At 52.8% G+C, this 20,271-nt stretch carries 15 protein-coding genes and 2 pseudogenes; 8 read left to right on the top strand and 9 right to left on the bottom strand.

The annotated features are described in order from the left end of the window. Positions 1-75: 75 nt before the first annotated feature. Positions 76-1,248: pseudogene (locus tag AC0QHF_RS03660) on the bottom strand (polyphosphate:AMP phosphotransferase); the annotation flags it as partial. Between the two features lie 161 nt (positions 1,249-1,409). On the opposite strand from AC0QHF_RS03660, the gene AC0QHF_RS03655 reads away from it, so the two are divergent. Further along, on the top strand, positions 1,410-1,697 hold the full coding sequence (locus AC0QHF_RS03655; protein WP_324702826.1) for a type II toxin-antitoxin system TacA family antitoxin: 288 nt from the start codon (positions 1,410-1,412) through the stop codon (positions 1,695-1,697). Then, positions 1,697-2,200, top strand: a complete 504-nt coding sequence (locus AC0QHF_RS03650) for a GNAT family N-acetyltransferase (RefSeq protein WP_324702825.1) — start codon at positions 1,697-1,699, stop codon at positions 2,198-2,200. The genes AC0QHF_RS03655 and AC0QHF_RS03650 overlap by 1 nt, the downstream gene beginning before the upstream one ends. A 227-nt stretch (positions 2,201-2,427) precedes the next feature. On the opposite strand, the gene AC0QHF_RS03645 is transcribed toward AC0QHF_RS03650, so the two are convergent. The 3 genes from AC0QHF_RS03645 to AC0QHF_RS03635 all read right to left on the bottom strand — a co-directional run bounded on the left by AC0QHF_RS03645 (position 2,428) and on the right by AC0QHF_RS03635 (position 6,846). Further along, positions 2,428-2,985 carry a Uma2 family endonuclease gene (locus tag AC0QHF_RS03645; RefSeq protein WP_324702824.1) on the bottom strand — a complete coding sequence of 186 codons (558 nt, stop codon included), beginning with the start codon at positions 2,983-2,985 and terminating at the stop codon, positions 2,428-2,430. Between the two features lie 80 nt (positions 2,986-3,065). Continuing rightward, positions 3,066-5,819 carry an AAA family ATPase gene (locus tag AC0QHF_RS03640; protein WP_324702823.1) on the bottom strand — a complete coding sequence of 918 codons (2,754 nt, stop codon included), beginning with the start codon at positions 5,817-5,819 and terminating at the stop codon, positions 3,066-3,068. Next, positions 5,809-6,846: an nSTAND1 domain-containing NTPase gene (locus AC0QHF_RS03635; RefSeq protein WP_324702822.1), complete on the bottom strand. Its 1,038-nt coding sequence runs from the start codon at positions 6,844-6,846 to the stop codon at positions 5,809-5,811. The genes AC0QHF_RS03640 and AC0QHF_RS03635 overlap by 11 nt, the downstream gene beginning before the upstream one ends. Before the next feature lie 183 nt (positions 6,847-7,029). On the opposite strand from AC0QHF_RS03635, the gene AC0QHF_RS03630 reads away from it, so the two are divergent. From AC0QHF_RS03630 to AC0QHF_RS03615, 4 genes and pseudogenes are all read left to right on the top strand, one after another. After that, entirely contained in the window at positions 7,030-7,698 is a 669-nt protein-coding gene (locus AC0QHF_RS03630) for a PD-(D/E)XK nuclease family protein (RefSeq protein ID WP_324702821.1), read from the top strand. A gap of 110 nt (positions 7,699-7,808) precedes the next feature. Further along, a pseudogene (locus tag AC0QHF_RS03625) lies at positions 7,809-8,075 on the top strand (nucleotidyltransferase family protein); the annotation flags it as partial. Then, positions 8,056-8,340: a HepT-like ribonuclease domain-containing protein gene (locus AC0QHF_RS03620; RefSeq protein WP_324702820.1), complete on the top strand. Its 285-nt coding sequence runs from the start codon at positions 8,056-8,058 to the stop codon at positions 8,338-8,340. The pseudogene AC0QHF_RS03625 and the gene AC0QHF_RS03620, both read left to right, overlap by 20 nt. Before the next feature lie 318 nt (positions 8,341-8,658). After that, positions 8,659-9,090 (top strand): DUF3122 domain-containing protein, encoded by a 432-nt coding sequence (locus AC0QHF_RS03615; RefSeq protein WP_324702819.1) that lies wholly within the window; start codon positions 8,659-8,661, stop codon positions 9,088-9,090. 20 nt (positions 9,091-9,110) lie between these two features. On the opposite strand, the gene AC0QHF_RS03610 is transcribed toward AC0QHF_RS03615, so the two are convergent. The 3 genes from AC0QHF_RS03610 to AC0QHF_RS03600 all read right to left on the bottom strand — a co-directional run bounded on the left by AC0QHF_RS03610 (position 9,111) and on the right by AC0QHF_RS03600 (position 14,136). Next, complete coding sequence (locus tag AC0QHF_RS03610) at positions 9,111-10,691, bottom strand: ATP-dependent DNA helicase (RefSeq protein WP_324702818.1); 1,581 nt, start codon at positions 10,689-10,691, stop codon at positions 9,111-9,113. A gap of 225 nt (positions 10,692-10,916) precedes the next feature. Continuing rightward, positions 10,917-12,488, bottom strand: a complete 1,572-nt coding sequence (locus AC0QHF_RS03605; protein WP_324702817.1) for a pentapeptide repeat-containing protein — start codon at positions 12,486-12,488, stop codon at positions 10,917-10,919. Positions 12,489-12,582: 94 nt separating this feature from the next. After that, positions 12,583-14,136: a pentapeptide repeat-containing protein gene (locus tag AC0QHF_RS03600; RefSeq protein ID WP_375341397.1), complete on the bottom strand. Its 1,554-nt coding sequence runs from the start codon at positions 14,134-14,136 to the stop codon at positions 12,583-12,585. A gap of 288 nt (positions 14,137-14,424) precedes the next feature. Between AC0QHF_RS03600 and AC0QHF_RS03595 the strand changes: the two genes are divergently transcribed. Further along, positions 14,425-15,309 carry a prephenate/arogenate dehydrogenase gene (locus tag AC0QHF_RS03595; RefSeq protein WP_324702815.1) on the top strand — a complete coding sequence of 295 codons (885 nt, stop codon included), beginning with the start codon at positions 14,425-14,427 and terminating at the stop codon, positions 15,307-15,309. Positions 15,310-15,436: 127 nt separating this feature from the next. Here the strand turns inward: AC0QHF_RS03595 and AC0QHF_RS03590 are convergent, their stop codons facing one another. Further along, positions 15,437-16,654, bottom strand: coding sequence for a DNA double-strand break repair nuclease NurA (locus tag AC0QHF_RS03590; RefSeq protein ID WP_324702814.1), 1,218 nt, complete (start codon positions 16,652-16,654; stop codon positions 15,437-15,439). Between the two features lie 226 nt (positions 16,655-16,880). Between AC0QHF_RS03590 and AC0QHF_RS03585 the strand changes: the two genes are divergently transcribed. Beyond that, complete coding sequence (locus AC0QHF_RS03585; RefSeq protein ID WP_324702813.1) at positions 16,881-19,952, top strand: ATP-binding protein; 3,072 nt, start codon at positions 16,881-16,883, stop codon at positions 19,950-19,952. A 220-nt stretch (positions 19,953-20,172) separates the two neighbouring features. On the opposite strand, the gene AC0QHF_RS03580 is transcribed toward AC0QHF_RS03585, so the two are convergent. Beyond that, positions 20,173-20,271 (bottom strand): photosystem II protein D1 (locus AC0QHF_RS03580; RefSeq protein ID WP_324702827.1); only part of this gene is annotated, 99 nt, incomplete at its 5' end.

Below are 20,271 nucleotides of genomic sequence, written 5' to 3'. Positions count from 1 at the left end.
TTCATCGAACGGGCGGGGGAGACGGGCGACGGCGAATAGCCGCCAATGCTCGGAAATCAATCGACATCAACAAACGTTGATTTCCCGATAGGCCCGCCGCCACTCCTCGTCCGTGGCGAACCCCTCGACCCGTTCCACCATGACGCGGCCGTACCAACTGCGGTCCAAAATGGCGATCTTCCCCGCCGGGGCCAGTTTGCGCCAGAACCGCCACAGGTAGTGGTGGGCTTTTTCCTCGTCGGTGGGGGCGGCGAAGGCGTGCACCTCGTAGCTGCGGGGGTCGAGGATATCCGTCAGGCGCTTGATTGCGCCCCCCTTGCCGGCGGCGTCCCACCCCTCGAATAGGATCAAAACCGGTATCTGTTTTTCGTAGATGATCTGTTGCATCCGGCCGAGGCGGGCCTGCTGATGGGGCAGTTTTTCCTTGTACTCGTCGGAGGAGAGGGACAGGCTCAAATCCACACCGGCCAGGGGGTTCGGTTCCGTGGGGTCGAGACGATCCTGGGGGACGGTGCAAACGGGAGGAGGCTGCACCTGCAGGCGTTCCAGGGCTTCTTTGATGGTGGCGACCATCGTGGAGAGCACCTTCACCCGCGCCCAGCGTTGGCTGTCCCCTTCCACCAGCGTCCAGGGCACCGCGCCGGTGCTGGTGTGGATGACCATATCTTCGGCGTAGGCGGAATAGGTGTCGTAGTTTTTGGCCTGTTTCCAGTCCTCGGGGCGCACCCGCCAGGCCGCCAGTTCGTCCTTGCTGGCTTTTTTGAGGCGGTTTTTGAGCTCTTTTTTGCTCAGGTGAATCCAAAATTTGGCGATCGCAGCTCCGTTGTCCACCATCTGGCGCTCGAAGGCGTTGATCTGGCGCATGGCCATCGGCACTTCGGATTCCGGGAGGCGACCGAACAGCCGGTCTTCGAGGACGTGGGTGTACCAACTGTGGTAGAAAATGCCGAGTTTACCGCGTCCGGGGAGTTGCTGCCAAAATCGCCACATGAAAGGATAGCGCCGTTCGCTCTTGGTGGGGGGCCAGATGGGGATGACTTTGAAGCCCCGGGGGTCCATGTAGCCGACCATTTTTTTCACCAGCGCCCCCTTCCCGGCGGCGGCCCAGCCTTCGAGGACGATGATCACGGGGAGCTTTTTTTCCCAACAGGTCTGCTGAAGCGATCGCAACTCCCGCATCAGGGCTTCTACCTGAGTTTTGTAGGTTTCCTTATCTAAGGCTAAATCGAGATCGAGTGTCTTGAGCATGGGCGTTCAGTGGGTCGGATTCCGATCCAGTGTAACCGCTGCGATCGGGGAAAAATGTAAAATTTCGATATCTTTTCGGAAGCGATCGGGCCTGACATCCGGCAGATTGCCGTATACTATAGAAAATAGCGGCAAAAACCAGATTTATTTGGATTGGCGACATGGCGAATCCACCCCCTCAAAAAACGACGGCGCGACTGGAAGCTCGGATCAGCCCGGAAACGAAAGCACTGTTGCAAAACGCGGCGGATTTGCAGGGGCGAACCCTGACCGATTTTGTGGTGTCTGCCGTCCGGGCCGAAGCGATGCGGGTCATTCGAGAACATCAAATCCTAACCCTCAGTTTGGAAGAAAGCGAAGCCTTCGTCGAGACAATCCTGAATCCTCCCCCGCCGAATGATGCGTTGAAAGCCGCATCTCGACGATACAAGGATGCGATCGCGGACTGATGGTTCTCAAAATTGAACTGCTGGCAAAGGGTCGGCATTTGCGATCGCAATTTCACTGCGGAAAGGAGAGTTTAGATCGCTACATTCGGCAGCAGGCATCGCAAGATCTGAAAAGACGAGTCGCCACCGTCTTCGTATTGATCGACGCTCCCGATTCAAATATTTTAGCCTATTATACTTTATCGAGCTACACCGTCGATATTGGCGTTTTGAATGACGACTTTGCCAAGCACCTGCCGCGTTATCCACGCCTGCCAACAACCTTACTCGGCCGTTTGGCTGTCGATAACAGCGCCAAAGGTAAGGGATTTGGCGAATTGATGTTAGTCGATGCACTCAAAAAGTCCCTGGAAGTTTCCCGACAGATCGCATCGCTGGCGGTAATTGCAGAAGCGTTGGATGAAGAAGCATTGGGATTTTATCTCAAATACGGCTTTCTACAATTCCAGCAAGATCCGATGAAGCTTTATCTTCCCATGCAATCCATTGCGGAGCTGTTTTAGATCGATTATCATAAGTTATCTAGCCCCCAAACCCCCAATTCTGGGGGCTTTGAGTGGATGGGATTTGACTTCATTATTTCGGACCACCGATCTGGCCCCCAAACCCCCAATTCTGGGGGCTTTGAGTGGATGGGATTTGACTTCATTATTTCGGACCTATCTAGCCCCCAAACCCCCAATTCTGGGGGCTTTGAGTGGATGGGATTTTCACGAATCATTTCAGGGTGCTAGAGTACCAACCAACTCAAAATTTCTGCCGCCGTCAACTGCAAATCGATCCCGTCTAAAACGGGAAGTTGCGCCTCTCCTTGAAATGACGCGAGACGTTGATTTTCGACGATGCAAAAGATCGTCTCCATCCGAGGATCGATCGCCCATCCGATGCTGGTTCCGTTTTGAGAATAGTGCAACAACTTGGTTAATAGAACAGTCATCTGCTGTTCTGGCGACAAGATTTCGATCGCCCAATCCGGAGAAATTTCAAACCGATTGGCAATTTTTCCGGCCGGCGATCGCGGGATTCTGTCCCAGCGGAATACCGCCACATCGGGAACGAGCGATCGTCCCCCGACAGTACAGCGCAACTCGGGAAAAGCTCTGGCAATCTTTTCAGCTCGCACAACTCTATTGATAGCTTCGCATAGTTCGCCTTGGATCAGACTGTGTTCACCTTGTGGCATTGGCTTTTGGATAATTTTTCCGTCGATGTATTCCGAAGCCGGTTCGGTTTCCGGACGTTCCAGGAATTCTGACAACGTGAGCGATCGCCCGACCATTTGAGTCATGTTGATTCCCCATATCAATCGTTTTAATTGTAGCAAATAAAAGCCCCCAGAATTGGGGGTTTGGGGGCGAGATGCGATCGCTACAATTGATTTTGCTTGACCCACATCCGAAACAGTTCCACGGCGATGCGGATATTCCCCCCGGCTTCGATAATCACATCGTGGCGGGAGAGGGTTTCCAAGGCATTGTTGAGGGCGGTTTCATCCAATCCGGTTGTTTGTTGGAGGGTGGTGCGATCGCATCCTTCCGGGTGGGAAGCCAGGACTTTGAGAACGTCTTGCTGGTGGGGTGCACCTTCGGCGGCTTGTCCCCAAACGCCGGTGAAATAGTAGCGTCCGTTTTGGAAGAAAGTGCCGTTGATAACCGCGTCCACATCTTCCACGGTAAAAACCGGATCGCGGGGGTTCCCCCGTTCAAACATTTGGTCATTGTAGCGGCGGACGAGGTCAAATGCGATCAACTGCACCAAATAGGGTTGTCCGTGGGTGAGGTTGTAGATTGTTTTGTGGGCTTCCGGTTCGTAGCTGAGGGGAAAATCGGGGTCGGGATTATCGAGAATTTGGGCGGTGGCGGCGGCTGTCAAAAACCCCACCTTAATTGGTGGAGTTACGCTACTAAAAAAAGGTTGATAATAATCTTCAGTCATTTCTTCCAGGGTGTGCAACCCAGCAAAGGCAAAAGCAATTTTAGGACTCATCTGCACGAAACTCCGCAAGATTGTCATAAAATTTGCTGGTAGTTGGTTCAATTTAATTAATTCTTCAATACTTTCAAATTCATCCAAGGCAATGATCAAGCCGGTTGTGTCTATTTTTTTCAGAACCTTCTTTAAATGACGTTTAAAATTTAGCGAAGGGTGTTTTAAAAAATCTTCTTCGTCTGGCAGAGAAACATTAAGTGTTTCTGATATCTCATCGCTAATCTCTAAAAATACCTCGCCCATTCCTCCTGAAAATTTTTGTAAATTAACATAAATTACTTTAACTTTGGAACCCAAAAAGTTGGCAATATTCAATAAAATTGAAGTTTTTCCCATGCGACGATGACCGTATAAAACGATGGACTGAAGATGAGAACTCATCACCCACAATTCCTCAAGCTTTCTCATGATATCTTCTCGACCAATAAATAAATTTCCGACAACTGGATCGCCAATGATATAGGGATTTTTGACCGGTTCGGTAATCGAAATATTGCCAACTTCTTGAGCAATGCGTTCTAAAGCTTTTTTCCAGGTTTGGGCAATATCGACAATTAAACCTCGTTCCGCTTGGGGTAGGGTATTAGCATCATCTTGAATACTTCTTAATTTACCGATCGCGCGGTTAAGGGCAAAAGAACGAGCCGATTTTGAAGTTGCTCCTAAAATGAGTTTTGTATCTTTTAAAACGCAATGTAAACCGTTCATTGCATCCCAAGTTGCAGAGCGCAGATAGTGTTCTGAAGGAAATGCAGAAACTTTAATTTCAGCAATGGTGTCGGGTTCTGTAGCAGCTTTAAATTGGGCGAGAGTTTGAGCCAAAATAAACATCTCTTCGCCATATTGCAAAGATCGTACTATCAAAAATGCTTGGGTTGCTTGTTCGGGTTCTTTTTCGTGGAGATGCCAAAAACCAGCAGCAATTGCACGGGGTTGAGTATCAAGGCGAGTGTCTATCGCTGACACATTTATTTCGTTATTTAATTTTTTCCAAAAGAACAATAATTCATGAATTGCAATTGATAATCCTTTTATAAAATTTGTTTGTATTTCTTGTGTCAAGGATGAGGATAAAAACTTGACAAGTTTCCAATCAACAGGATTTTCTGATAACTGAGAAATTCGATAAATTAGGTGTTCTTGTGGAGTTTGTTTGAGAACTCGATTGAGGGCTATTATTGCAGGAAAAAATTGTAACGAATATTGAAAAATACGATTGATATTTTCTAACCCTTGTTCCCAGTCCTGTTTTAAGGATATTTCTAAACGAGTTGTTAGTAAGGGTAAAGGAATTGAGCTAATTCGTGGAAAAAGCCAACTACGGTTTTGAATTGATATTAAATTAGGTAGTACACAAATTATCCAGTTTTCGGGACGCAAACTTGCTACACTGATCACTACACCTAACATCACACTGATAATCAAACCTAAAACTCCACTAGCCACCACAGATCCTATACCTACTACTACACCAAACCTTGTAACACCTACTACCAGACTGTATACACCTGCTGCTACACCGAATATCAAACCAAATGTGAACGCCACACCAAACGCCACACCCACTACAAAACCAAATGCTGCATCAATCACACCTACTATCAAGCTAGAGACTACACTGATGCCGACACCAAACCCCACAGAGACAATAACCATAACTACAAAATTAGAGGTTGTATTGTTGACTAAAATTGCTACCATATTCATAATTACACTGACTGCCACAGCGACTCCCACACCTATTGAAACACCGAATTTTATGGCAAACGCTACACCAAGTAAGCAGATAGAAAACAGCCAATTAAACAGCACATAACTCCAATAAAATTGGACATTAAAATCCTGAGATATTATCCACGATAGAAATGATGTAAAAAAAATCAATATTAATCCCTGTAAGCATAATTTAATTTGATTTTGATTGCGAAGGAGTAATTCCAACTTTTCTCGCCAAGTTTTTTTGTCTTTTAAACTCCCAGTTTCTCCATGATTTTCTTCATACCATCGCAGTGCTTGAGGAAAGAAAAATATCCAATATAACAGTCGCAAATAATCGAAAGTATTCCATAGAGATAGAGATCGCCTTAGTTGTGGAGCCAAGTTGAGGCGTAGAATAAAATTACTATTTTTCATTATTTTCATTCAAATATTTATAAAGATCGTGGCATTGTTGCATTACTTTCTGCGGATGACCTCCAGTTTCTTGATAAATTTTTATGATCTCATTCTCATCAAACTGAATACATTTTAATTGTTGTGTAACAAAATAAGTTAAGCGACTATTAATAAAATTTTTAACTGTTTCTTGATTCCACGGCTTAAGACGGTGTTCTCTACAAATATTTTCAAAAGGTGAAGTCATATTCTGACTATCTAGAAATAAAGTATCAAGTGATTGAGAAGCTGCAACCACCAACCGCAAAGGCGGATCGCTGCCATCCGCCAATGCTCGTAACTGGCTGCGAACTTGGTTTGTAAACCAATTTTCTCTCATATTATCTACAACATCGAGGAGAAGTAAAATACGATATGGTTTGAGTTTGTGCCTGAGTTCACGTCCTTGACATATTTTAATACCGATTTCATTACATAGTTCTGCATAAAAATCATCGTCGCTCTGAAGGTGTCGCAAATCTATATAAATTGGCTTTATATCTGATTTGTGAACTGCCGTTCGTTCGATCGCTTTCAATAATGAAGACTTACCCAGTCCACTTTCTCCAATAATTGCGACGCTACTGCCACTGTTCAGTGTTTCAAAAATTTCTCTAATTTCCTTATCCCTGCCAAAAAATAAATTTGGATCTGCTATGGCTCCACTCAAAGGCGTGAAAGGGTTTTGATATTCCAAACTTTTAACCGTCTCATTTTTTTGAGAACTATATTTTTCTTCCAGCCACTTCAATAAAGCTTCTTTTTTGGTATCGTTGGCATCTGTTAAAACTTCGCGAAATTTTCGATAAGCACTCGCTCTACATTTTTTGTAAGCCTCCCATGAAATATCGCAATCTCCCCTCACAAGGATACACACTTCTTTTTCGTCCAGATTTAAATTTTGTCGCCGGAATCTTTCTAAAAAGAAATCTTGTTCTGTTCGACTCAATTTATAATCGACCACGATCTCTTTCAGAAATTTATCCCAGCGATCCCAGTTCTCCATCGGCTTGGTTGCTACTCCACCCCACCAGTGTAACCGAAAATGCTACCTCCGGATCGGGGGGAACATTATTTCCCCCTCGTTCCGCTCGGATGATTTCACAGGGGGAACTTTTTGGCGCTTACGGAATGAGAAAGAATTCTCTATGTTGGGATTATCGATGAATTTGAGGAGAACACGAACAGCATGAACAATCCCAACTGGTCCGATCGCATCCTTCCGATTTACTACGCCAAACCCGCACGGCGAAACGGGATGAGCGGTTATGAAGACGAACGCGGTAACTTCCAACCCAGTGTTTCTCACATCCAGGAGGTGATGCGATCGCTCAAGGAAAAAGCACGACTCAATCAGTGGCGACGCAGCCAGGGAGCCGCAGCCAACCGAGCCTGTCAAATTGGCAAGTTGGGACACCGCCTGGTTGAGAACTTCCTGAAGGGGGAAACTGTCTCCTGTCCGCCAATCCTCGAACCCCATTGGAAACAGTTGCTCCCCACCTTGCAAAAAATCCACGGAATCCGACTCGTAGAGAGTCCCGTTTTTCACCATTATGATGGGTATTGCGGCCGGGTGGATTGCGTGGCTCGTCTGTCCGCTCTCCCGGAAATGGCGATCGAGTTCAAATTTAGCGATCGCATCAAACCTATCTATCCCCAACAAAAAATGCAACTCGCCGCCTACACCGCCGCACTCAACCGGCAGTATGGAACTCAATTCAACCAAGGATTGATCGTTGTTGCAACTCCCGATACAATCGATGTCAATCTCATCGACTCGTCCGAACTCAATCAATCTTGGCGACAATGGCAAAGCCTCGTCGCTCGGTTCTGGGCACAAGATCTAGATGTGGCTTGAAATTTCGACAACTGCAATACTCGACGGTAAGGGTGCGATAAGGGTGCGATCGCTCCCAGCCGTTCTTTTGTCTTCGCTCAGGTTGACGGAGCGCAACCCAACAACTCTATTATAATTTGAGTAGATCTTTATTCGGTTCCGTCTTGAGGGACGATTTTCGCCCGGAAAGCAGCGATATCGATATTTTAATCTCATTCGATCGCGATGCCCGTTGGACGTTATTCGATTGGGTCGATATGGAACAAGATATCAAGAATATTTTTCAAAGAGACGTTGATTTGGTCAGTCGGCGAGGGATCGAACGCAGTCGAAATCACCTCCGTCGTCAAGCAATTCTGAACTCCGCTCAAGTCATCTATGCAACCTCGCGAAATTAATTATTTCCAAGATATGCTCAATGCCGCCAAGTTGGCTCAAGACTTTGTGGCCGGGATTGACTGGGAAACCTTTGAACTGGATTTAATGCGTCAAACCGCCGTGACTCGCCAATTTGAAATTATGGGAGAAGCGGCTCGTCGAATTTCGACCGACACTCAAGGGACTTTTCCAAACATTCCCGGGTCGCAAATTATTGGAATGCGTAATCGTCTCATTCACAAATACGATGACATCGACCTAGAGTTGATTTGGGATACCGTCTAGATCGCCTTGCCCGAATCGATTACAATGTTAGAAACTATCATCGATAATCAAGAATAACGGAAATCGACAATGACCGCAAAATTGAGCGAATAAAGGAGCGATCGCATGAAATTTTCAACCCGAATCAAAGCATTTATCAAGCTAGTGAAGTACGCTTTAAATTTCAAATTCCCCATATCACTCGAAGCAAAACCGACTCTGGCTCCCCCCTTCTTAAGGGGGGCGGGGGGGGGATCGTCCGCATCTGATTCAATCGATCGCCGCTATATCCATATTTTCAGACATTTTTTAATCCTCCTACTTTCCCTCTATTTTATATTGGGAAATCCCGCCCCCGTTTTCGCCTCCATCCACCGCTACCCGGAGGGTTCCGATCGCGTGATGTACCGTTCCAAACTCAGTTTGCGTGATCGCCGCGATCGCTCCTGGCAGGTGATCCTATTCAAACGCACCGCTTTCGGCCGAGTCGAGAGCCTCCACCTGCGTCTGGTGGGATTTCCGGGGTGGGTGGAGGTCGCCCACCGAGCCCCCCTCACCCTGACGACGGCGACGGGCAAAACCTGGAGGGCGGAAGATGTGGTGGATCTGTCCCTGCCCCCCAACGTCGGCGAATACGACCTCGCCCCCGTTTTATTGGAATTGGAGGGAACCCCCGCGATGGAACTCTCCGTGCCCCTGACGACCGAATCCGCAGAAATCCCCGCCCCCCCCTTTGTCGTGCGAGAATGGCAGCAACTTTTTGACAATTGATAATTGTTAATTGTGAATTATTAATTGTTATTTAGCCAAGTCGTGTCCAAATAATCGATTTGGGCGTGGGGACTCAAAGCCGCCAAGACCTGTTTTCCATAGCTGCGGTGCAGCACCCGAGTGTCCAGGAGGGCGACGACGCCCTGGGTTTCCCGGACGGGGGCGACGGCCCGCTGGAGCTCTTGCAGGGCGGTGGGGAGGAGGTAGAGGCGGAACCAGTCCTCGCGGCGGCGTTTGTGGTAGGCGACCCGGCCGGCCACCAGGGGATGTTCCAGGGAGGGCAGGGGCAACGTCGCGATCGCCAACAGGTGCGGGGGGGCGAACCGGTGCCGGTGGGTTTGCCAAAATTGCCAACCCGCCACCAAAATGCCGCGATCGCCCAATTCTGCCGTCTCCACCCGCACTTGGGAACCGAACTCCGACGCCAAAACCGCCCCCACCCGCCCCCTGAGCGGCACGTCCTCCACCAGCAGCACCCTTGGGCCGGCAACCCCCGCGCTCATCGATAGCAGGGTCCGCAACTCCCGAATCAGGGCTGCCTCGAATTGGGGGGTGTTGGGCATCGGTATCCCCGAGGGCAGGTAGAGTTGGATCAACTGAGTCTGGCGGTCTGGGGAAAATTTGACGCCGGTGATCTCCCCGAGTCCCATCACTTGGCGGTAGATGGGGGCATTTTTGTCCAAATCCAGGGCGCCGCCGATGAGCACCGAGGGCTGTTTTTCCCAGACGGGACGCAACGCCGACGCCACCTCTATCGGAGTGCAATAAAAGGTCAGGGCGCCGCGATCGCGATCGACCCCCACCCACCGCAACTGATTTTCAGATTGCCACTGATGCCAGAAGCGGTTCCAGGGAGAATCCGCCCCCTCGCTTTCCGCCAGGGAACAACTGCGGGACTCGGTGTCCTCCCCCGTTTCTTCTTTGAGGGCGGCAAACAGATCTTCGAGGATCTGCCGTTCCGCCTCGTCCAGGAGGTGGCACCCGTAGAGGTTGGGGGGGCGGGTGAAGGCAGACTTGATCAGGCGCACTTGGGCATCTTGGAGGAGATCCCGCCACTCCGGACGCCCGTCGATCAACTGTCGCCAGTCGGACCCGTGCAACCGGGCCGTGAGGCGATCGCGGGCCCGGCGTTCCAGGTCGTCGGCGCAGTCGAGAATCGTGGGGACGTCCGGGGGAAAATTGCCCCTGTCCCCCAGGCGATCGTCCAACCAGGCTTCCGGAGTGGTCAGCAGCAACCCTTGATAGTCCGCATCCGGCCAGCGATCGCCCCTGCGAATGGGCATCTCCATCAACCTCCAAACCTCCTCCCCGTCTCCGAGGTGTCGCAGTCGGGAGAACTCCACCGCCAACAAATGCTCGATGACCGCTTCCGGGGCGACGATGACGCTGGCTTTCCCCCAAACCAAAACGGGGATCAGGTAGCTGAAGCGATAGGAATGGTTGAGGCTTTCCGGCGGCACCCCCGTCTGGATCAGGGCACTGCGCCCCAGGCGCAAGGCGCGGGCCACCAGCCTCGCCATCGTCAGATGGTGGGGCCAGTCGATATCGCCGAGGGAATGCACGAAGCGGCGAAGCAGGTTGTGGGCTTCTACCTCAATCACAGGTGATGTCCGGGGAAACGGCTTCGGGGCGGGTGCCGATCCGGATCGTCGGGGGTCGGAATTCTGGCCTGAGTCCGGCACGGCAACTTCCATATTAGCCGGATCTGCAATTCTAATTTTTCGAGGCGATCGCCCGGAGGTCTGAAGTGAAGGGAGGGCGGCGGGCAAAAGTCGAGAGGCACGGGGGGTTTCGAGGAATCTGCGCTCCGAGTTCCTCGGGGCGGATCAGTGGGTTTCGTCAAAACTTTCGATAAATGCGATCGCGGCGGCGAGTTCGGGCAGCGAACTCTCGGTGGCCGGTTCGGACCGGGCGGACTCTAAGATCGAAGACGAGCCAATTTTGTCCATCTGCGGGTGTTGGTAAACGGTGAGAGTTTTTTGACTCGAATTGGTGAGTTGGGTGGCGGTGGGCCGGCGAAAAAACGATGGGATCGACTCGGAGCGGGTGCTGCGAACCAATTTTTTGATGTCGTTGACCCGGGCGATCACTTGACCCATTGCGCTCAACAACTGCGTCCGCCGTTCTGGTTTCAGGGACGAACTTTGGAGCTGCCGCAGCAACGTGACGATATTTTTTTGGGTCCCGGTGGCGTCGTCGAAGGGTAAAACCGCCATGCAACCGATGGGAAACAGGTCTTCCTCCCTGTCGGCGGCGAAGATGAGGGACGTGGTGCGATCGCCGACTTCCACGCTGGGGGGGCGGGCCATGACGGGAAATTCGCCGGCAATTTTTTGGTAGGTGGCCGCCAACACCAGGTTAGCCTCGTGGTCGAGGGGGGAATCGACGACGATCTGAACCTTTGGGCGAGTTTGGTTGAAGAACTTTTTCAACCTGTCGCGATCGAAATGGTAGACCTCGCTGTGGTCGCCGTTGGGGCTCAAATCCACCCACTCGCAGGAGATCTCCTCCGCTTTCAGGTTGAAGCGACACACTTGGTAGAGTTTGGCCCCCGTCAACGTGGCGCCCGACAAGTCCGCGCCGCCCCAGGAGGCGCGAATCAAGTTCGTCTGGGTCAAGTCCGCGTGCACCAAACTGGCCTTGATCAGCGTCGCCCCGTTCAGGTTGGCGCCGCAGAGGTTCGCGCCGCTCAAATTCGCCTCGCTCAGGTTGGCGGCGCTGAGGTCGGCGCCCCGCAGGTCGCTCCAGCGCAGGTTGGCGCCCCGCAGGTCGGCCCCGCTCAGGTTGGCGTAGGTGAGGTTCGCCTGCCGCAATTCCCCGTGGCAGAAGTCGCTTTTGGGCAAATTCGCCTTCACCAAGTCCGCCCCCCGCAGGTCGGCCCGTCGGAAGTTGACGGCGGCTCCGGAGGCCCCCCGCAGGTTCGCCCCGCTCAAATTGGCGTTGCCGAAGTTCGCCTGCTGGAGTTTGCTTTCCCGCAGGTCGGCGCCGTTGAGGTTGGCTTGGGCGAAGTTCGCCTTGTGCAGTTTGGCCCGGATCAGTTCGGCTCGGATCAACAGGGCCCCGACGAGTTGGGCCTCGCTCAAATCCGATCGCACCAAGTTGGCGACGTTGATGGTCGCCCGGTTCAAAATCGCCCGGGTGAGGTTGGCGCTGCTCAACCGGACGACGTTGAGGTTGGCGTCGCTCAAATTGGCTTCGCTCAAATCGGCCGAACCCATATTGGCAACGCACAGGGAGGCGCCGCTCAAGTTCGCCCCCCTCAACACGATTCGGCTCAGATTCGCCTCGTTGAGATTGATGCCCTGAAAATCGCGTTTCCCGTCCCGGTATTGCTTGACAATTCCGTAAACTTTGACAAGATCGCTTTCCGAAACATCTCGGTTATTCTGATCGGTCATTCGATGTCGATCCCCCTCAAATCCAGGTCGAAACTTTCACTTTTAATTGTATTGATGATACCCCAAAAGGGTCTGACCCCTCGACCCACTGACCTCAGTAAAAGCTGGCGACGAAAGCGATCGCCTGCTCCGGAGTCGGCATCGCCAGTTGCCGGTATTGTTCGAGTTTGAGTCCGGAAACACCGATCGCCCCGGGGATATCGTTCAAGTTTCGACCGAATCCGGGATGGTTGTGAATGGTCAGATATTCTGTTGCCAAATTGCTCAAAATTGTTTGGGTCGGAGAATTAAAAAAGCGATCGCACTCTCCCACTTCTGACCGCCATTTTTCGGACAGCACCTCATCGTCCAGATGTCCGATTTTCCGCATCATATCCACCCCGAACTGCACGATTTGATTCGACAACCTCACCCCCATCTGGGAACTGTTGTCCGGGTTGAGCATCCGCAACGATTCCAGGATCGAAGTCCGGGTCGCCGTGGCGTCGGAAAAGGGTTCGATGGCGACGTAGGCGGTCAGAAACAGTTGTTCCTCCTCTTCTATCCTAAATGATAAGACTGTCCTCCGAGACCCCACGTCGATGCTGGGGGGCTGTTTGATAAACGGATGGTGGCGGACGATTTGGCGGTAGATGGCGGCGAGGACGCAGTGGGCGTCCGGGTCGAGGGGGGCGTCGATGCGAATTTGCACCGTGGGCGACTCGATGTTGAAGAATCGATAGGCTTCCTGGGGGCTGAAATGGCGAATTTGGCTGCCGTCGCCGCCGGGACTCAGGTCAACCCAGTCGCAGGTGATCTCGTCGGCCATCAGGCTGAACCGGGACACGCCGTAAAATTTGCTGCCCGTCAGGGCCGACCCCCTCAAGTCGGCTTCCGTCCAGTCGCTCTCGATCAAATTGGCCTGGGTCAAATCGGCGTGGATGGCGGTGGCGTTGAGCAAATTGGCACCGCTGAGGTCCGCGCCGCGCAAACTCGCCCCGCTCAGTTGGGCTGCCTCCAGGTTGGCTCCGCTCAGGTCTGCACCGCTCAAGTTCGCCCACCGCAAGTTGACACCGCTGAGGTTGGCACCCCGGAGGCGGGCTCCCTCGAGTTCGGCCTGTCGGAGTTCGGCGTTGCGGAGGTTCGCCCCCCGCAGGTCGGCCCGGGTCAGCTTCGCGCGCGTCAGGTTGGCCCCTTCCAGGTCGCCGAGGATGAGGCTGGCTTCGGACAGGTTGGCCCCCGACAGGTTGGCCTGTATCAAATCGCTCCGCCGCAGGGTGGCCTCCCGCAGGTCGGCTTCGGTGAGGTTCGCGCGTGTCAAATTGGCGTCGCTGAGGTCGGCCCGCATCAGTTCGGCCCGAATTAAGGAGGAGTCGATGAGGCTGGCTTTGCTGAGGTCGGCTCGAATCAGGTTGGCCACGTTGAGAACGGCTTCGTCCAAGTTGGCGCCGGTGAGGACGGCACCGCTCAATTTGGAGACGTTGAGTTTCGCTCGGCTCAGGTTCACCTCGCTGAGATTGGCGCCGCTGAAATTGGTGACGCTCAGAATCGCCCGGGTCAAATTTGCCCGACTCAGATTGACCCGGCTGAGGTTGGCTTCGCACAGGAGAATGGCGGGAAAATCCCGCTTTCCAGATTGATAGTTGAGCAGCAGTTCTTCGGCATCCATGCCCGTTTCGCTCCGGCCTGACGTCGGCAAATTCCAGTCTTATTCTATCAAAATTTCGCCGCCGCGTGGGAATCGAGCCGGCGGCTTTGTCTGGACGCTTGTCGGCGATCGCGCTCCCCCTTCATACCGGAAAATTCGCCCATTTTTGCTCGACTTAATTTTCCAATTCTTGATTTTTTATAAAAGTTTTTCGGGACGTTGCCGGGGGAGATATAATGTCCGAAATGACCTGGAAAGTTTGCAACCGAACGAGGGTCAAAAACAGTTAATCGCCCCGGAAGTTTTCGGATGAATATCGGTATTATCGGATTGGGTTTAATTGGCGGTTCCCTAGGGTTGGATTTGCGATCGCTGGGGGCAGATTCCGCAGAAAACGCGACTCCGGAAGGCTATCGAAAGCCAGGGCGGGTGTTGGGCGTCAGCCGCCGCCAGTCCACCTGCGATCGCGCCGTCGCCCTCGGTGCGGTGGACGAAGCGGACGCGGATTTGTCTTTGATGGCACAAGCCGATCTGATTTTCATTTGCACCCCCTTATCGGCGATCGCGCCGACCGTCGAACAACTTGTCGATCACCTCAAGCCTAATGCAATTCTAACGGATGTGGGGTCCGTCAAAACCCCCGTCGTCCGAACCCTGTCCCCCCTGTGGCCCAATTTCGTGGGTGGACATCCGATGGCGGGGACGGCCGAGAGCGGCATCGAGGCGGCTCAGTTCCACCTGTTCGCCGGACGCCCCTATGTCGTCACTCCCACCGAAACCACCCCCCCCGCAGCGGTGCGGGAAGTGGTGGCGATCGCCGAATCCCTCGAAGCCAAAGTCTACTCCTGCCCCCCCGAAGCCCACGATCGCGCCGTCGCCTGGATTTCCCACCTCCCGGTTATGGTCAGTGCCGGCCTCATCGCCTCTGTCGCGGGGGAAACCGATCCCGAAGTCCTCGATCTGGCCCACAAACTCGCCAGTTCCGGCTTCCGCGATACCAGCCGCGTCGGCGGCGGCAACCCCGAATTGGGCGTGATGATGGCTAAATACAACCGCGAAGCCGTCGTGCGATCGCTCCACACCTACCGCCAAACTCTCGACGAGATCGCCGATGCCGTGGTTCGGGAAGACTGGGGAGAACTTGAAAGGTATTTGACTGACACTCAAAAGGCGCGATCACAATTCAACCTGTAGGGTTTGACGGAATTGAATGGATCGTCCACAGATTTCGCAGATTGTCGCAGATTATTTGGTGTTGGGGTGAGTGGATCTGGGAAATTAATTGATAATTATCAATTATCAATTATCAATTATCAATTATTTAAGCGATACTTCCCCGCTTTCGGGCTTCCTTATAAGACGTGCCGACATTTTGCAGTCCGGCCCGGATCATTTCCTGTTCCAGCAGTGCGAAAAATCGGGAGCGATCGCCGCCCCGGACCACGGCCTGGTTGTGGGCTTCGGCGAGGGCGACGGGGTAGCCGTAGCCCTTGTACACTTGGGCCAGGGTCATGCCCAGGGCCGACTCGAACAGTCGGGAGTCCTCGGCTACCCAGGCGGGACACTCGATGCGGGCGATTTCCAGGCCGACGTTGACGTAGCAGAAATAGATGGAGTGGGAGCCGTAGAGGTCCAAAATGCGCGATCGCGACTGCCACAGGGGGCTGCGGTGGCCCGGTTCCAGGCGGGAAGACCACAGCACCCCGTCCCGCAGGGGTTCGCACACCTGGCAGGGGGCCTGTTTGATCCGCCCCTTGCGATCGACTGTGCCCAGGTCGGGGCAGTGGTGCAGGCAGTTGGGCTCCTCGTAGGGGCAAGCCTGGAACCGCAGGAAGGAGAGGGTTTCGGCGCTGCGGGAGGCGCTGACGTAGCCCAGCAGGGGGATGCCGGCCAGCCGCAGGAGCTCCCAGGCGCCCAAAATCGGCTCGATGATGCGATCGCGGGCCTCTCCGGGCAACTGTTCCAAAAACCAGTAGATCAGCGAACCGTCCACCAGGGCGAGGGTGGGGGCGGGGAGGGCGTTGTTGGCGATCACGAGCAGATCTTGGCCGATTTCGGCCAGGGCGACTGCTTCCGAGACGGTGCGGCGGTAGCCCATCCACTCCTCGGTGCGGATGCCCCACTGCCGGGAGATGTAGAGGTCTTCGGGGCGGTAAAAAATTTCGGGAACACTGTCGAGAACCGGGTGGCGACTTTGGCCATAATGGAGGATGACCCGGCTCACGTTGAGCAAGTAACAGTAGGCGATTTCGTGGGCGCTCGGGGCGATTTGGGAGCCGTCGGAGGCGAAGACGGTGTGGGCTTCTGGGGGGGTTTGGATGGCGGGCCGGCGGTCCAGCGGTTCCACGGGGGTGGCCGCGTTGAAGGGGATGCGGTGTACCCAGCGGGCCTGCCGCCTCACCAATTCTTCCTGGTGGGTCTGGGCTTCCTCGAACAGGGTTTGTGCCCGTTCCAGGCGATCGCGGGCCGCTTCCGCCTCCCGGGTCATGTGTTGGCTCATGCCCTGCATTTGGCGGGCAAGTTTTGTCAGGTCGAGCATGGGAAAATTGAGAACGCTGAGAACTCGGGTTAAACTCAATTATAGGTCCCAAAAGTGCATTTGATATTCTGAAGCTGGAAAATTGACTACACTGGAAACTAAACAACCCTCAGATCGACAAAAATAAATCCTCAAAAATTTGATCAAATTTTAAGGTTTTGAGTCTGAGAAATAACAACTTGAACAATTTTTGTATATCAGAATTTTGGCGTTCAGGAGTCCTGACATGACAGATTTTGCCGCACCCGTCCCGTCCGAACCGATCGACTTGAGCAATTGCGATCGCGAACCGATTCACATCCCCGGACACATTCAAGCCTACGGGTGCCTGTTGGTTCTCCAAGAACCCGAATTGACCATCTTGCAGGCCAGTGGCAACACCGACAAATTTTTGGGCCGGGAAGTCGAATCCCTGATCGGAAAAAATTTGGAGCGAATCTTGCCCAAATCGGAAGGCAAAAAAGTGGTTCAGTTCGTCCTCCAAAATGATTCGGGACACTTCGGACCCTTCACACTCGACCCCGGCGATCGCAAAAAAATTGGCAAATTGACCGCCACCCTGCACCGCCACGACGGCCTATTAATTTTTGAGGTGGAACCCCATGTCAAAACGGAATATAATCGCCGTTTCGGTTTTTACTCCCGGGTCAAAACCTCCCTCTCCAACATCGTCAACAAAAATACATTTGAAGAGTCCGTCGGCTATTTGGCGGGGGAAGTGCGGGCGCTGACCGAATACGATCGCGTCATGATTTATCGCTTTGAAGAAGACGGCAGCGGCATCGTCGTGGCGGAGGACAAACGGTCCGATCTCGAAACCTTTCTCGGGTTGCACTATCCCGCCTCCGACATTCCCAAACAGGCGCGGGAACTCTACTATAAAAATTGGGTGCGAATGATCGTCGATATCAATTACGAACCCGTCCCCATTTTCCCCGCCCACAATCCCGTCACCTCAGCCCCCCTCGACCTCAGCCACGCCATTTTGAGAAGTGTCTCGCCCATCCACATCGAATACCTTCAAAATATGGGGGTTTCCGCTTCCCTGTGCATCTCTTTGATTCACGACAAAAAACTCTGGGGCATGATCGTCTGTCACCACTACAGCCCCAAATTTGTCCCCCACGAATTGCGACAGGCTTGCGAACTGTTGGGGCAATTTATGTCCGTGGAATTGTATCGCCAATATCAAAATAATTGGGAACGATACAAATCCAAAGTCAAAGAGATTCAACACCTGTTCAGACAAAAATTGTCCGGCCGGGAATCCAATGTCATCCGTCAAATGATGCAGATGATCCACCAAAGCGGCGATCGCCTGCTAGAATTGGTCAATGCCCGGGGAATCGTCATCTGCTTGCAGGGAAAACTGTCTCACTGCGGGGAAGTTCCCTCCCCGGACGATCTGGAAAATTTACTCTGCTGGCTGCGGACCTATCACCGGGAAGAAATTTTCTATACCGACCGCCTCGGCTCACTCTATTCCCCGGCTAAAAATTACACCCAGAAAGTGGCGGGTTTGTTGGCGATCTCGATTTATTTGGATCGGGTGACTTATCAAATTATTTGGTTCAGGCCGGAACGGGTCCGCACCGTCACCTGGGGCGGCAACCCCAACAAACCCGTCATCAAGGACGGAGGCGGGGAGGTTCGCCTGTCCCCCCGCAAATCCTTTGAAGCTTGGAAAGAGACGGTCAAGGGCCGCGCTGAACCTTGGAATGAACTAGAGATCGCGGCGGCTGCGGAGTTGAGAAATAGCCTCATGTTGGCTGTTTTGCAGTTTTCCCATTTTGCCCTCGAACAAGTCGCCAAACGGGCGGAAACGGCGAACCGCGCAAAAAGCGAGTTTTTGGCGAATATGAGCCACGAAATTCGCACGCCGATGAATGCCATTTTGGGGTTTTGTGACCTGTTGCAGGGGATGGTGGAGGACGAACAGCAACGCGGTTATTTGGATGCGATCGCGGCTGGAGGGCGGGCGCTGACGGCCCTGATCGACGACATCCTTGACCTGTCTAAAATTGAGGCGGGGAAACTGGAACTCCAGTACGAACCCGTCGAGTTGCGGGTGTTGATGCAAGAGATCCGACAGATGTTTTCTCCCACGGCGATCGCCAAGGGTGTATCATTGCAAATTGATGTCGAAGAAACCGTCCCCACCGCCATCGAATTTGACGAGGTGCGGCTGCGGCAGATCTTATTCAATACGGTGGGAAATGCCCTGAAGTTCACGGAAAAAGGGTCGGTTCGCATCTGGGCTCGCACGTTTCAACCGGACGGCGATCGCCAAATTTACCTGGAAATTATCGTCGCAGATACCGGAATCGGGATTTCCCCCGACCAGCAAAAACAGATTTTTGAAGCCTTCGTTCAAAGTGAGGGACAGAGCACCCGCAAATATGGCGGAACGGGTCTGGGATTGGCGATTACCCGGCGACTCACTCACCTTTTGGGGGGAGACGTGACCTTGAAAAGTCAGTTGGGTGCGGGGAGTACCTTCACGTTTACCTTTCCCAATATTAAACTTGCCGAAAATGGCAATTCAAAAGCTGTTAAATTGACCGATAAAATTGATTTTAGTGGGCTGCAAACTTCGACAATATTGGTGGTAGATGACGTGCAGTCCAACCGCAATTTGGTCGCGGGTTACTTCGAGGGTACGGGACATCGCCTGCTGATGGCAAAAGATGGTTTGGAGGCGATCGCGATCGCCAAAACCGAACGTCCCGACGTAATTTTTATGGATTTGAGAATGCCGAATTTGGATGGAATTGAAACGAGCCTGCGATTGAAGCAAGATCGAAAAACTCGGAATATTCCCATTATCATGCTGACGGCTTCTGCGGTCGCCCAAGATTTTGAACAGAGTCAAAATCTCTGCCGGGGATATCTGCGAAAACCCGTCAGCAAAGCGAAACTCGGCGGCGTTTTGCGGGATATTTTGCCCCCCCGAAAATCCCACGTGCGATCGCCCCAAAAATGTGTCGCTCTAGAGTCGCGACCCACCCCCATAACTCCAGAATGGAAGGAAAAACTGTCCGAATTGAAGGATATTTTACAGCGGGAAGAGGAGACGAAATGGCGGGAATTGCGCGATCGCATGACCCAGAGACAGTTGCGATCGTTCCTGAAGCGACTGCAAACCCTGGCGGCGGATTATCCCTGGGAACCCCTGCAAAATTATGCGGCGGCTTTGGAGGAACAATTGACCGCTTTTGATTGGGATCGGTTGCCGGATACCATCGCACAGTTTCCCACCTTGAGGGAAATGCTGTACGGGGTACTTTCGGACGGTTAAATTCCCCCAAATTTTAAGTTCCATAAATCCCCCAACTTTGGGGGACTTAAGTATCGGGTGTGCTCCAGAATTGATACCGATTGGGCTTTTCTCCCCTCTCCCAAAATTGGGAGAGGGGCTGGGGGTGAGGGCGAGTGAAACCCAATATTGGAACTGCCACCCCCAAAACGCAAAAAGCGCCCCCCAATCGGGAGGCGCTTGGTTTAAACCGGCTTAAAAATTAGCCAATTTCGGGGGCAACGAAAGCCACAGTCTCGGACTCAGCAGAAGCCAAGTCGAGGGGGAAGTTGTGAGCGTTGCGCTCGTGCATGACTTCCAT

This window comes from Lyngbya sp. CCY1209 (genome assembly GCF_055795065.1).
The sequence above is the reverse complement of the archived record's forward strand: the minus strand, read 5'-3'. Positions and strand labels throughout refer to the sequence as shown.